General features: G+C 34.9%; 16 protein-coding genes and 1 pseudogene. 8 read left to right on the forward strand and 9 right to left on the reverse strand.

Annotated elements, in window-relative coordinates:
• Positions 1-388: 388 nt before the first annotated feature.
• The 6 genes and pseudogenes from D0T60_RS19060 to D0T60_RS14075 all read right to left on the reverse strand — a co-directional run.
• A pseudogene (locus D0T60_RS19060) lies at positions 389-1,210 on the reverse strand (recombinase family protein); the annotation flags it as partial.
• 737 nt (positions 1,211-1,947) lie between these two features.
• The gene (locus D0T60_RS14060) at positions 1,948-2,334 is read right to left on the reverse strand and encodes a lipocalin family protein (protein ID WP_163218739.1); all 387 of its coding nucleotides are present in this window, start codon (positions 2,332-2,334) and stop codon (positions 1,948-1,950) included.
• 12 nt (positions 2,335-2,346) lie between these two features.
• Positions 2,347-2,907 carry an outer membrane protein gene (locus D0T60_RS14065; protein ID WP_163218740.1) on the reverse strand — a complete coding sequence of 187 codons (561 nt, stop codon included), beginning with the start codon at positions 2,905-2,907 and terminating at the stop codon, positions 2,347-2,349.
• A 331-nt stretch (positions 2,908-3,238) separates the two neighbouring features.
• Positions 3,239-3,826, reverse strand: coding sequence for a tyrosine-type recombinase/integrase (locus D0T60_RS14070; protein WP_163218741.1), 588 nt, complete (start codon positions 3,824-3,826; stop codon positions 3,239-3,241).
• A 91-nt stretch (positions 3,827-3,917) separates the two neighbouring features.
• Positions 3,918-4,040, reverse strand: a complete 123-nt coding sequence (locus D0T60_RS18965; protein ID WP_255491709.1) for a hypothetical protein — start codon at positions 4,038-4,040, stop codon at positions 3,918-3,920.
• Between the two features lies 1 nt (position 4,041).
• Positions 4,042-4,347 carry a hypothetical protein gene (locus tag D0T60_RS14075; RefSeq protein ID WP_163218742.1) on the reverse strand — a complete coding sequence of 102 codons (306 nt, stop codon included), beginning with the start codon at positions 4,345-4,347 and terminating at the stop codon, positions 4,042-4,044.
• Between the two features lie 173 nt (positions 4,348-4,520).
• Here D0T60_RS14075 and D0T60_RS14080 point away from each other — a divergent pair, with 173 nt between their 5' ends.
• Positions 4,521-4,805, forward strand: coding sequence for a helix-turn-helix domain-containing protein (locus D0T60_RS14080; protein WP_163218743.1), 285 nt, complete (start codon positions 4,521-4,523; stop codon positions 4,803-4,805).
• An 81-nt stretch (positions 4,806-4,886) separates the two neighbouring features.
• Here the strand turns inward: D0T60_RS14080 and D0T60_RS14085 are convergent, their stop codons facing one another.
• Positions 4,887-5,249 (reverse strand): NUMOD3 domain-containing DNA-binding protein, encoded by a 363-nt coding sequence (locus D0T60_RS14085; RefSeq protein WP_163218744.1) that lies wholly within the window; start codon positions 5,247-5,249, stop codon positions 4,887-4,889.
• A gap of 129 nt (positions 5,250-5,378) precedes the next feature.
• On the opposite strand from D0T60_RS14085, the gene D0T60_RS14090 reads away from it, so the two are divergent.
• The 3 genes from D0T60_RS14090 (at position 5,379) to D0T60_RS14100 (ending at position 8,605) form a co-directional block, all read left to right on the forward strand.
• Positions 5,379-6,794 (forward strand): hypothetical protein, encoded by a 1,416-nt coding sequence (locus tag D0T60_RS14090; protein ID WP_163218745.1) that lies wholly within the window; start codon positions 5,379-5,381, stop codon positions 6,792-6,794.
• A 311-nt stretch (positions 6,795-7,105) separates the two neighbouring features.
• Positions 7,106-7,396, forward strand: coding sequence for a hypothetical protein (locus D0T60_RS14095; protein ID WP_163218746.1), 291 nt, complete (start codon positions 7,106-7,108; stop codon positions 7,394-7,396).
• 177 nt (positions 7,397-7,573) lie between these two features.
• The gene (locus D0T60_RS14100) at positions 7,574-8,605 is read left to right on the forward strand and encodes a serine/threonine-protein kinase (RefSeq protein ID WP_163218747.1); all 1,032 of its coding nucleotides are present in this window, start codon (positions 7,574-7,576) and stop codon (positions 8,603-8,605) included.
• A gap of 4 nt (positions 8,606-8,609) precedes the next feature.
• Here D0T60_RS14100 and D0T60_RS14105 read toward each other — a convergent pair whose 3' ends face one another.
• Positions 8,610-9,224 carry a hypothetical protein gene (locus D0T60_RS14105; RefSeq protein WP_163218748.1) on the reverse strand — a complete coding sequence of 205 codons (615 nt, stop codon included), beginning with the start codon at positions 9,222-9,224 and terminating at the stop codon, positions 8,610-8,612.
• Between the two features lie 137 nt (positions 9,225-9,361).
• On the opposite strand from D0T60_RS14105, the gene D0T60_RS14110 reads away from it, so the two are divergent.
• Positions 9,362-10,021: a leucine-rich repeat domain-containing protein gene (locus tag D0T60_RS14110; protein WP_163218749.1), complete on the forward strand. Its 660-nt coding sequence runs from the start codon at positions 9,362-9,364 to the stop codon at positions 10,019-10,021.
• A 2-nt stretch (positions 10,022-10,023) separates the two neighbouring features.
• Here D0T60_RS14110 and D0T60_RS14115 read toward each other — a convergent pair whose 3' ends face one another.
• Positions 10,024-10,593 carry a hypothetical protein gene (locus D0T60_RS14115; RefSeq protein WP_163218750.1) on the reverse strand — a complete coding sequence of 190 codons (570 nt, stop codon included), beginning with the start codon at positions 10,591-10,593 and terminating at the stop codon, positions 10,024-10,026.
• Between the two features lie 419 nt (positions 10,594-11,012).
• Here D0T60_RS14115 and D0T60_RS14120 point away from each other — a divergent pair, with 419 nt between their 5' ends.
• The 3 genes from D0T60_RS14120 (at position 11,013) to D0T60_RS14130 (ending at position 13,821) form a co-directional block, all read left to right on the forward strand.
• Complete coding sequence (locus D0T60_RS14120) at positions 11,013-11,849, forward strand: hypothetical protein (protein ID WP_163218751.1); 837 nt, start codon at positions 11,013-11,015, stop codon at positions 11,847-11,849.
• A gap of 68 nt (positions 11,850-11,917) precedes the next feature.
• Positions 11,918-12,760 (forward strand): hypothetical protein, encoded by an 843-nt coding sequence (locus D0T60_RS14125; protein WP_163218752.1) that lies wholly within the window; start codon positions 11,918-11,920, stop codon positions 12,758-12,760.
• Positions 12,761-12,852: 92 nt separating this feature from the next.
• Positions 12,853-13,821 (forward strand): hypothetical protein, encoded by a 969-nt coding sequence (locus D0T60_RS14130; RefSeq protein WP_163218753.1) that lies wholly within the window; start codon positions 12,853-12,855, stop codon positions 13,819-13,821.
• Positions 13,822-13,931: the final 110 nt, after the last annotated feature.

Below are 13,931 nucleotides of genomic sequence, written 5' to 3' on the forward strand. Positions count from 1 at the left end.
GAGCATAATTGGTTTCTACTTTATCTAACTCTTTCTGTTTGTTTCTTAAATGCGCTTTTATTTCTGCTGCCCTTTCTTTATTCTCAGTATTGAGGTTATTAAATGTTTTTTCAAGTTGTAGTTTTAATAATTCTTCATCAATTGGAGCGATAGCATAACTATCTAAAAGAAAAGAATAGGCATCATGCACGTTCTTGGTTGAACAATTAAATTTGCATCCTTTACGTCCGCATACATAATACCCAATGTTTCGATTAAATTTCTTTCTCATTTTAGTAGATAAGCTGGCGGATAAGTTTTTTCCACAGCATGGGCATTTAATGCTCCCTAAAAGGGGAGCATAATCTTTATCTAATTTTTGTTCATAACCATTATGGTTTTTTGCTAAATGTCCATTTACTTTTAGAAAAATCTCTTTGGATATTAGAGGGGGATGGTTTCCTAGAACAATATCTCCTTGCAAGAACTTGTGAGCCATATATCCAGCATAGAAAGGGTTTTTAAATGCTTCTGATAGCTTTTGTTTAGATATGCAAAACCCCTCTAATTCTAAACGTTTGCGAATTTCTTCGTTTGTGATATTTTCATTAGCTTTCCAAACAAATGCTTTACGAAGCTTTTTTCCTTCATCGTTGATTTCTATAATTTGCTCCTTCTTTGTAGTCTTTTGATCATAACCTCTTGGAGCTTTTCCTATCCAACGACCTTTCAATAGAGCCTTTAGACTATTTTCTATTGTTGTAACACGTTTGTCGTCATTCTGAAATCTAGCATTCGCTAGTTCCATGAGTTGCATATATTTGCCAGTTGGAGTTCTTGGGTCGTAGTTTGATGTTGCAGAAAGGACATAAGCTCCTCTTGCTTCAACTTCCTCGATAATTGTCGTGCTCCCAGTTCTGCTAAAGCGTGATGTGCTAAATACGATAACAAAGTCTATTTTAATTTTCCTTATGAAATTAAGCATGCGAGTAAACTCTTTACGTTCCTTATCGCTTTTAGCGGATTCATAAGTGCCGCCAAACTCTTCTAATACAGTATAAGAGTGTGTTCGAGCATACTCTCTACATTTGTCGAGCTGGACTTCAAGGCTTTGTCCATCAATTTGTTCACTACTACTTACACGTGTGTAAATTATTACGGTACCTCCATCTTTGGAGGTTTTTGGTTTTTCGCCTTTAGCGAATTTTTTTATTTCAAAGTCTTTCATCATTATAATATTTTATGTGGATAAATGCACTATAGCTTAGTAAAGAGTATAAGTATAGTGTTTCGATTAATCTCTCAATATCTTTGTCACTCAAACTTTTGTATTTTCCAGATTTTAAGATTTCTTCTTTAGTTAAAATTTCGGTTCTCACTGTTGCTCATATTTAAAGCTTCCTAAGTTAATAATAGCTTAGGATTATATTTGCACTTCAATCAAACTCACAAAGTAGGGAAGTGCATGCGCATGAAGTGCTGCCCTACTTCTGACCTCTTTCAATTAAAATGAAATGGAAGTATTTTCTCGTGGTGGGTTTGTCTTACTGATAAATGTAGACGTACTGTTCTGATTGTCTGGGATTTAGTGTGTCGGAACAATGCAAACGTATCAGAAAAAATATTAATTCCCAAATAATCAGAATATTTTAACAGAAATTTAATATTTTAAAATTAATGTTAAAATCTAAGTTGTTTATTTTTAACATAGAATGATATTCATTTTCATTGAGGAATAACTAAAAATGAATATTTTAGAAAGTCGTTTTTGGGGATAAATAGGTATATTATTGATTTTCAGCTGTTTATACGATGTTTTAATATTCACTAATATTCTTAGTGGATATTGAGGTCATTGTGAGGTCGTCAACTACTGACTTCATATTGAAACTAAAAGCTCGTAAAATGTGATTTATTGTTCACTTTTACGAGCTTTATTTTACTCACATAAAAAAGTAAATAACTAATTTATCCAATTTTCTTATATGTAACCCAACTTTTCTCAAAAGTAGTAAATTGAAGAACCAACTTGTCGTTTGTCAAAGAAACAATCTTTATTGTTATCGGAAATAGAACATCCTCAGAAGCAACTGTTAATATGTTCCCTTTTTTTGACCAACTCCCTTCCGTTGTTTTGCCCTCACTATCATATTCTGTATAAGTTCCATCGCTTTTCAGTTCAAACCAAGCTAAATAATCACAAGATGAATACTCATATTCATCTTCATCGGAAAAAGATTCAACTTGCCATTTGCCTATAAGTTCATCGTTGTTCTTGTCATCATCGGAAGAACAAGCTATAAATGAGACACTACTAAGTAAAAGTACGCTTAAAAAATAAAAAGATTTCTTCATTTCTATTGTCCCTTAAAATTTATATGCTAAACCCACACCAAACACAAGCTGATTGAAATTACTGATAATCTGATATTTCAATTCAGCATTAATTTTCAATTTATTCGTGAGTTGGTATTCAGCACCAGCACCTAAGTTGATGGCGATTTTTCCACTACGAGAACTTCCGCTATCATATTCATCATAGTCATCGTCGTCATCATAGTTTGCACGTGTCCAAAGGTCGAAGTCGTCATCGTCGTATCCAAAGTCAAAGTCAAAGTCAACAGTCTTCCAACTAGTATAACCTAAGCCTGCTAATGGATAAATATTAATTTTCGGAGCAACATTAAACAGATAATGGACGTTGGCATTGAAATCAAACATATTAAAGTCATTTTTTCCGAAATAATAGTCAAAAGAGGGCTCAATGCGAATCGCGTCTGTAATACCATACTGAAATTTAGCCCCAATGCCCAAACTTTCAATTTCAGTGCCGTAATTAAGTAAAATACCACCAGCCATTTCACCTTTTTGTGCCATAGCATTAGAACCTATCATAAAAATGATAGCAATAATAAATAATTTTTTCATAAATAAAAAACGTTTATTTTGCACCTCAGACCCTACAGTGCTATTTGTATAATAAAGAAGCGTGAGCCTTGTTAATTATCCGTCAAGGAGGCCTTCGACTTGCCCACGACACGAATAAAATAACCGCTCACGCCTTTAACGCATATATATTGATGATATATACGAAAAGCAGAACGCCTAATCCTATTCTCGTGTCGCTGAAAAGTGTCGAAGTTTCCTTGACAAGAATATTAAACGCTTCTTATAATATGCTTGCTACTAATGTAGCGCCGCAAAGATAAAAAATGTTTGGGGATTAGACGTTCTTTGTGAACAGTTATTTTAAAATAGCTTAAAAACTTAACATATCGTATGTTTCAAGCAGCTCTTCATTCCGCAAACCTAGATACCGCCTTGTTGTCATCACATCCGCATGGTTAAATAGCTCTGATAGTTTTATGAGTGCAAATTCGCTATTTTGACCTGCCATTTCAACCACTTGCCTACCAAATGTTTTCCGCATTGAGTGAGTGCTGAAATGTTCCACCTTTAATTTATAGCCTTTCTTAATCTCTTTAAAACGCACATTTATCCGCTGAATAGAGAAGACTACTTTTTTGCGACTCAAAAAGCATTTCTCATCCATATATGTGATATTTAAAGCATGGTAACAATCTTGTATATGCTTTTGCAGTTGAGGGTTGATTTTAATTTCTCTCCGTTTCCCTGTTTTTTTCTCATTAAGTGCAAAGGTACTATTTTCTAGGAGCTGCCCCCAAGTTAAGGTTAATAAATCTGAAATTCGCAAGCCAAAGAAGGAACCACATGCAATTAGTAAGCTCATGCGATAATCACCATCAGCGTACAATCTACGGACTAAATTCAACATTGAATCCCATTCTATAAAATCACTCGTTACATAACTATTCTTAAGGCTCATAATATTCTGTTTTATTGGTAAATCTTTGTTTTTGAATGTTTTGGAATAGGGTGTTTTGATAAACTGCTGATAATCAACTAATATTCAAACTTTATAGAAGTGAATATTCGTTCTTTACTCTTTCATCGTAGTTTTTGTAATGCCAAATAGCATTATCAATCACTCCAACCAACATGTCAAAATAGATTCTTTCGTGTTTTTCTGTTTCAGCCATTTTAATCTCCGCAATATGAACCACTCCCACGACCGTAACCCATCGCAAATGAAACCGCTTCTGCGGATAACCCACTAAAGCAAACTTCTTTTTGTTTCTGCTCTTTGCGAGCATCGTGTGCAGCCCAACTTGCTGCAATGATAGCATTAAGCTTTTCTGCTTTTTCTTCACGAATGCGAACAGCATCTTTTTCCCAAGACCAAGCAGCTTTCAAACATTCAGACCATGAACGTCCTCTGCGTTGAAATTCATTGCTATAAAGTTTGTGTGCATCCTTCATTATCTGTTGTTTATTATACCGCTTCATATACTTGTAGTGTTATTGGTTAATTATTGTATTGCAAATGTAGTGCATTAAATATACGTATTAAAATAAAATGCATATTATTTGCCCTACATTAACATTAATTATGTATATTGATTGATATACGAAATGTCATAGATTGTATATTTGCTACATTACACTTAATAGTAAAGAAAATGGGATTAAGAATTAAGGATGTTATTAAAGAAAAAGGTCTAACAGTACAGACCTTAGCAGAACGTATGGGGATTAATCGTGTGGGGCTTAGTAACCATATTAATGGTAATCCTTCTGTTGCGGTTTTAGAAAAGATTGCCGCTGCCTTGGAAGTTCCAATTCAAGAATTGTTTGAAGAGGAAGATTCCAAAACAATAAATGGATATGTTGAAATAAGACATGAGATATTTAGAATAAAGTCTTTCAGTGACCTAGAAGCCCTTATTGACCGTTTCAAGGAATAATTTTTCTATATTTCAGTATGTGATGAACGGTTATTTTCTTTGCTGTATGCATTCTATGTGTATATTGTCTAAAAATATGCATTATTGAGCGTGTCTGTTTCGGTCATTTATAAACCTATTTATTTCTTCCTTAATAACTTTCTTGAGATAACTATCCTCATTTTGGAGCATTATGGCTACGAAGTTATGAGCTTGTTCAACAGAATCAAAGGCAATTGTATCCCTATGAAGGCATTGGTTGAGTAAATCCATACGTGCTGCTTTATCGGTTCTTCCAACTGACTTTTTCACTGTAGTGTCTTCTACTTGAAGGGCTTGTCTAATTATCTCATATCTTTTCTTTTGTGAATCGGATATTTTACGTTTAGTTTCATCGGATTGCTTCTTTCCCCACATTGGGTTAAGGCTACCGCTCTTCATTACACCTCGTTTTGTTTGTTTCATAATTATATATTATTTGAATAATGATTTTCAGATTCTTCTTTATATTTATTATTATGAAGTTACTTTAATGTTACTTCTACTAATAAATATCACAATAAAGCAGAAAAGCCGTATTTTAGCAAAAAAATCATGGGAAAGATAAAAGAAGGAAAAATCAGAATAGCTCAATTTTCAAATATAAGCATTGATGAAATAGTAGATGCTCATATCGAATTCGTCACAACTCCCATCACTAGGGTGGCAAATTGGCAAGAAATAACATGTGACGAAAATTGTGCTATGCCAAAGTTAGAAGTAACTAAAAATGCTAAAAAGGCTCCTCGAAAGGCTGTTTTGTGTCATAAATATATATTTCTTCTTCACTTGATAATTATACGGTGTAGAACAAATAAGGAAAATAGAATACGTGTAGAGTATAAAATATTGACAAGTATTCTTGGCGATTGTTATGGCGATATGCTTTATAACCTTAAAAAAATGAGAATTATTGATATGGAAACCGCCTATACACCTAGCAAAAAAAGCAGAGGTATTAGTCTTCTAAATTGGAGTATAGAATTTTTAGAATCGAAAAATTTGAAAGTAATAGAGTATATTCATAAATATGAAAAATGTAAAAACAAGCTAGAACAAGAATATTTCAAAAATACAAAAAAAGATGAATTTGTGACTAAATACAATGAATCACTATCGTGTTTAGATCTTACTAAGAGGGATAAGGCTATTGAATATATCCATTCTCGTAAATATAGTAGTTCACACAGTTATCATTTCTATCTAAGTAGAATTGAAGATTTTAATAAAGATGAGTTGAGAGTAGTTAGTGTTGATAATAATAATAGAATATATCATTATTTTACAAACTTACCAAAAGTATTAAAACCATTCTATAATATTAAATATCAATTAGATATATCTAATTCTCATCCTTTATTATTTTCTTATTATTTAATTAAATATTATAAAATCAATAATGATATATTGGATTGTTTATATAATTTATCTATTACGGAATATGATAATAATAAAGACCATAATGTATCCAAACAACTCTGTAATATGTTGAATGTTAAGAAGATAGGTGTTTCAAATGATGTTCTGAAATATATCTATGTTACGAGTAAAGGGAAGTTTTGGGATGATTTTGTTGAAACCTTTGGGTCGATGAATAGGGGAGAAGTGAAAGCCACTCTATTTAAAGAGGTTTTTTATAGCCATAGCACTACAACAAGAAATAAAGACTTTGCTAAAATATTCGTGAAACAATACCCTAATGTATGGAAGGTTATCAGAAATATGAAGAAGTCAGATAAACTGCCTCACTTAATGATGCGGTTTGAAAGCCGTTTGTTTCGTCGGATATTAACAGAATGTTATAATCGTGGTTGGAAAGTTGTTTCAATCCATGATGCCATAGTAGTGCCTAGTATTGAGGAAAACAATTATATTAATATGGATGAACTTAAAGCCTTAATGATTGAGGTATATAAGAGTTATAACCTCAATCCTAATGTTTCGGTGGATGTCTATGGAGAAAAAGCTTAATTTTTTTTCCAGATTTTTTCACGAGTAACCGTTCTTGATGTAGAGTGGGGTAGCTTCTATCGGATACTAGATAGAAGTTACCTATGCAAATTATAATGATTGAAGCAGTTTTAGTATTTGAGGTGTGCTCTCAATATAATTGACAACCTCTCGAAATGCAAAGAATAGGTTCAATATTTCATTCGTTAAGGGTACAAATTAATCTTCTATAAGTCAACGATTTATGGAAGATTTTTTGTTGTATACCTTTTACTTCCTCAAACATTCCTACCGCATCCTTTGTTACTTACACAAACAATAACTCAAGCCCTATGGAAAATTTAATTAAAAGACTACAAGTTGAAGCCGGTTTGACAGAAGAACAGGCTAAGAGATCTGTAATGGTAGTTATGGATTTTATGGATAAAGAAGGAATGGATATTGATTGGAGTAAGTATCTAACCGGGAAATATGAAAAGATCAAAGATCAATCTAAATCTTTCTTCGATTCACTATCTCATAAAGCTAAGGAATATTCTGATATTATCTCGGATAAAGCAGAAGACTTGATGACGGAGGCTAAGCGTAAGGTGAGGGATATATCAGAAGATTTGAAAAAGTAAGAAACTGTTTCATAACGCCTTCTAAGGTTGGTGGACTATTGGGAAACGAAAGAAGTATTGAAAAAAGACTTCTTTCGTTGTGGCATAGTAATATAAATAATTAATTTTGTGCTATAACCCATAAATAGTTTATGTGTGGAGCCGAGTTTTATTCTGCAAAATACATCGCAACCTGTTATGTCTTCTCTCTCGCTGCTTATTGGCGAGGGTGCAACTTCTTTTTGCTACAAAGTTAACCGGGATGGTAAATGGCTCTTGATGAAGCAGTTGAAGCAAGAGTTTACTACCGACCCGCTATACTTGGAAGCGCTGAAAAAAGAGTTTGAAGTGGGGCAGCATTTGGATCATCCCAATATTGTGCGATATGTAAATGGAACCGACACCGAAATCTTTATGCAATATGTAGATGGGCTTCCGCTGAATCAGTTTATTAAGATGAAGCCCAACTACTTCAAAGACAAAGCCAATCGGAAACGCTTTGTCGACGAACTTACCTCTGCCATCGACTACCTGCACCTGCATCAGGTTTTGCACTTAGACCTAAAACCAACTAACATCTTAATCACCCGGCAAGGAAACCATGTGAAGCTAATTGACTTTGGCTTTGCTTATCAGGATTGTTTTATCTATCAACCTGCCGGAACAGAAGGATACACGGCTCCGGAACAGATAAACGGAAGTGCTGACTTATCTCCTGCCAGTGATATTTATGCCATCGGACGAGTACTGAAAGAATTGAATATCGGTTCGAGGAAAGTGATTAATAAATGCATGGCTGATGATCCGAAGCGTCGGTATCAATCGGTAGAAGAACTGAGAGCTGCATTACAATCGGCTTCGGGTAGGTGGCGGTATTGGGTAGTGGCCTGTGGGGTGGGGGTTGTGCTTGTGGGGGCTTTATCTTTCGATAGGCAAGATGGGGCGAAACTAAGTGAATACAATCGTTATGAAGAAAAAATGAGATATTTCTTTGCCCCTGTTGATTCATTACTAAGTGATAGCTTGAAAGTGGGCGATGAATTTGCTGCGGCATTTAAAGAAGTTTTCGATGAATGCTATCGTGCAGCAAAGGAAGACGAACTTTGTGGTAAGTATATTGAGACAAAGGATAATGACTTTGCTAATTATACACAAGATGTTTTCGGTTTCTTTGTAGATAGAGCAGCTACGGAGCATGATGGTAGCTCCGTAGATGTTTCGGGTAAATAATATTTTAGAGATAAAAATAATCGTCGTCAAATACTTCTCCATATTCTTCTGTCTGATAGTCAAAATAACCATCTCCATAGTCGTCAAGCATTATATTTACTTCACCGGAACCGGATATTATTGTACTGAATCCGGGTGTTATAAATCGTTCGCCTGTTTTTTTACGAGTATTATGGCTTTCTAAAACTTCAAATTCAAACCCATCAATATATCGTAATTTTGCATATTTATTTGTATATCCAATTACGATCTCTTCGCCTTGCTCTAATCGGGAGATGTCTATATCTACTTCGTAAAATGTGTTTGCCGGATTTTCGATGGTTATTTTATTGTTATTTTCTTGATTTAAATATTTTTTATATTCCTCCCAATTCTTATATCCTAATATTTTAAGGAGGGTATTGATGGTGGCATCCTCAAAACCTATACATTCTTCTTTGGAGCAATTATTATACCATATTCTATTCAGTGTGGCAGAGCTTATTCCTCCTTTGGATATTTCATCTAATTTTTCACCGACCTTTCGTGCTATGTGTCCAGGTTTTTCTCTTGTTAGACCGAGTTTCTCTTCTATCTCTTGTTTGAGCCTTTTTAATTCTGTAGTGTAAATCCGGGGCATATTTGTAATTATTAGTAATTGGGTGTAAATATAGTTGTTTTCCTGATAATAAGATGATAATTAGATGAGAATTTCCTGATAATAATAGTGCCCTGAAGGCTCCATAACTTTGCAAAAGTAAACTTAACAGCCATAAAATGAGTTATTGCAAATTACATGAAGCCTTTGAATTATTTCTGTTCAGGATTGAACAGATCGAGGCTTGGCTGTTGAGTAAGTTGAATATAAGCAGGTTCACACATTCTTTAATCAGGTTCCGATTGTTTGTGATATTTGTAGGCTTTTCTTTGTCTGGTTTGGCTCAGACAAATTCTTATAGTTTGAATTTTGGTCACCTTAATACTGATGGAGTAATGCTCTATTATTCGAAAATATCGCCAACCGAAGTTGCTTTAGTTAGAAAAACAGGTAAGGAGTATTCCGGAACGATTAAAGTTCCTGGTATAGTGAATTATGAAGGTAAAACATATTTTGTTACCAAAATAGGCGAAGGGGCTTTCCGCAGATCTCATTCACTTAAGGAGGTGAGCCTGCCAGACCGCATAGTCGAAATTGAACGATATGCCTTTTATGGGTGTGATAACTTGTGTGTAATTACACTTTCCGTTTCGCTTAAAGTAATTGGAGAAGCAAGTTTCGCTCATTGCCCATTGTTGAAAGTAACTTTTCCCAAGTCGTTAGAATCTATTGGTTCGTATGCATTTTCCAATAGCAACGGCTTAATTTCCATACCAAGCACAACTAAACGGTTGCCCAATTGGAATAAAAACTGTGATGCAAAAATAATATATAGGTAATACTACATCTCTATTTCCACCATCACCAACCCTCCCTTAGCCCCTGCCACATAGCCGACCGCCTCATTCTCGCCCTGAACCAAATTGGTGAGATAGAGCGGTTGGTTTTGTACAAACGATAGGCACTCAAATGTGTCGCCGGGTTGGAGCTTGGCATGCAAAGAGCTTATTACTTTGAAACGGGCATTACCCAAATACTCAAACTCGCACTTTCTATTAGGGCGCCAACTGACGGAGATCCTATCGCCCACGGTTAAGTCTTTACAATCAATTCTCTTGGCACTAAAGAAGCTTGATTCTACTTCGCTATTATCTGCCAGATACTTAAGAAAACCGTCCCAGTCTTCATGACCGAGGAATTTGGAAAGAATGTCCAGCGTGCTCCGCCGTGGTGCTTCTGCTCCGCTAATGTAACCCCATAAACGTTTGAGGGTGGTAGGGTTCAATCCTTCTTTCTGTTTCTGTTTGATGGCATCCGACAGGAATTCATAATCGGTAGGGCCATTCATCTTTCGATGAACGGATTTTTCTAATGCTTCTTTAAGTGCGGCAAGTTCGGGCGTTTGTTTCATGATGCAAATAAAAGAAAAAACAGAGATTGCTCAAAGAAAAGGACTAAAAAGGACTTTGCTTTTTACAGCAATAACACACACCTTTGTAACCGCAACAGCCCATTTAGAGCAGAAATGCTTGAAATGTTCTGAATAATAACTATATTTGTCGTACCGATTAGCAATAATTGGTAGACATCTTAGAAATCAAACATTGAAAGTGTTTGACTTATCTCTCTCAAGTGAAATCTGGTAAATTTTAAAGGAAGGAGAATGAGTTGACTGCTCTCATGCTGTATAGGCGTGGGCTGTTGCTTATTTTACTTCCAAGGTTTACCAGAACCGCACTTGATAAAGTAAGCCAACAGTTCCACGCTTTCTTTATCCTATAAACTCTTCTTTTGGGAACTGGCAGAAGAACCACTAAATACTATATTATTATGGTACGAGTAAAACATTTCAAAACTTTCTTAGCATTTGCTGCATTAACCTTAGGGTTAAGTTTTTATTCTTGTAGTTCGGATGATGATGGTCCGGACGATTCAACCACCAATGCCCCTCTTGTAGGCAAATGGGAAGTTTCTAACCAAAATGCCGAATATGGCTCTTTCGAGTTTACCGGAGATCAGAAGTATATCATTACGCAACGCACCACCATACCGACTGAAGGTTCTCGCTCGGTAACTCGCGCCGGAGAAACTTACATCATTGTTATTTTTGGCGATTATTCGACCAAAAGTACAGAAGGTAATGAGTATAAGTTAGACTTAAAGGAATTTGGTACGATAGTGATAAGCATTACCGAATCGGGAGCAACGATTACGGTGAATGGAGAAATGTATGATGTTAGTAAAGCACCTGAGGTTGCGATTACTGATAGAACTAAGCTGTTGTGTCATACATGGAATTTAGATAAAGCAAGGGAATATGTCCCTTCTGATGAAGAAGCACCGGAATATATCTTTATTGGTAATGGAGAAACTATAACATTTACGAATAACGGTACTTATGTTCAATATAATGCAAATTTAACAGAAGAGCAAAAAGAATATGATGGTATACCCGATTATGAATATGGTACTTGGAAATGGATAGACTCAAAAACTCTTGAGATGTCATATAATGGCTATCTTAGTGGTCATAGAGTTGAAACAAGACTTGCAAGATATACAGTTACTGAATTTACAAATAATAAATTAACGCTGGAATGTATAGTCGAATTTGAACCTGAAGAATACGATCCAGAGGATGAGTATACTATGTGGTTATCTCGTTAGAGTACAATTATAAATAAAAGGCTATCTGTGTGGGGTAGCCTTTGAGTAAAAGAATTTAGATATCAGTTATGAAACTCAGAAATTTGTTAGTAGCACTATTGGGTGTAGCTTTAATTGCTGGTTATTCGTGTAGCTCGGGGGGTGATTCTTCAGAATTTCCCGAAAACCCTCAAACGCCCGAAGCACCCGAAACGCCCGAAACTCCCGAGAAGCAAGAGCCGGATTTACCAAGTTTCCCCATAGAAACAATTAGAGGTAAATGGAATGTAATTAATACTAAGACATTGCCACTTATTGGCTTTTTTGAAGTTACAGATAATAATTATCTTGTTGTAGGTCAGGCAATAGGTAAAACGAATATCTTCGATAAGTATAATAAGTACATATTTTCTAAATATACTATTGCGGAGGTCGATAAAAACAAAATTATTCTTGCCACTAATAGATCGAAAACCGGATACGCATTGACATTGCAAGATGAAAATTCCGGTGAATTTTTAACGCCTGCAGGTGTTGCTTATCAAGTGGAGCGAGATAGAACAGTTGAACATCCAACAGATTCAACCAAACGATTGTCAGGTGTTTGGAGAATAGATAAGATAACAGATGGTTCTCAGGAATTTCCGGTTGATGAAAGGAGCTATTTGCAATTTACCACCGGAATGAATTTTGATATACACTATTATCCCGATAGTGATACAAAAGAAGGAAAGCACCATAACATAAGAGGGTATTGGGAATATTTAAGCTACAATGTGATAAAATTCACTGATCCTGATTCTATAGATTTTTCTCATCTGTATTTAGCTGAGATAAAAAATCTTTCTGAAAAGGCGTTAGTGATCCGAATTGATCGAATCTTTGGTTATGCCAGAACGGAAATGCTTTATTGTACTAAAATTAAAGATTAGAGGTGTTGAGAGAGTGCTACAAGAGCTCTTGTAGGGAGTGTGAAAATAGTGATAAAAGAATGAATGTAATGAATATAAAATTTAATTAGAATATGAAGAATTTACTTATCAATTTCATTGACTGGTATATTGAAAACAATGAAGGAAAGACAGCTAATTATTTAGCGAATAACTTTAATGACGATAAAGATCTTTTTATTGCGGAAGTTGCTGATTATGCAGTTGAATTTGCGTTGGCATACGGATATAATCCTTTTAAGGTGGATAAAGAAAAAATAGCTATATTGAAGAAAGATGTATATACAGATGATAGCTCGTTCGGAAAATTTAGCGCACCATCTCATATGCCACGTGCAATTTTAGGAGATAATAATTATCTCAAGTTTCTTGAAGTATGGTATGCAGATAAAGAAGCAACTGAATTAAAGAAACCTCGAAAGAAAACAATAACTTATCATCACGAGAGAGAAGAGATACGAAAGAATTTTACTTTAAGACTTGCTACACAAGATCGCTTCTACAATTTTCTGTATTTTCCGGTTAGTGTACTGAAAAAGCTATTCTATAAGAAAGAAAGAAAAGCGTTTTTCGATAACTGGATTAACCACCAAATGGATAATATTACAGTTTATGGCGGTCCGTCACTCAAATTATTATTCAAAGATGTAGAAACCTTGGATATAGACAAAGATGGCGTGGTTTTGATAAATGGAAAGCATAGACTTCATACTGTTGTTTCAGCCGAGAACGCAGTGGTAGAAGCGTGCGTAACTAATATTAAGTCGCTCGTGATTGATCATGTTGAATCGTTTCAATATATTCTATATGCATTGAAAGATCAGCTTCCTACACTACGGACTATACATAATGTCTTGGAAAACATTAATGATGGTGCCATATCCAACAGAGGAGAATTAACATATCCTGGCAACTATTTAGTTGACAACGTAGACTTCACTGATGCAGAGTTAGATAGCCTCGAAAAAGAAATGAATCTGATTTTGAGCAAGATCAATTTGCAGTTGATGGATAAAAGTGAGCATCTTGGCAAGAAGAAGTAAGTGAAGGTAGATGTCTTATACGGGATTAGGTTGACACCCTTTTGCTGCATAATATTTTATTATTTATGCAAAAAAAAGTACATCGTTTCTACAGTGAAACATTTAAGTTG

Origin of the sequence: Bacteroides sp. 224, from assembly GCF_010500995.1 — a bacterium.
Classification (GTDB): Bacteria; Bacteroidota; Bacteroidia; order Bacteroidales; family Bacteroidaceae; genus Bacteroides.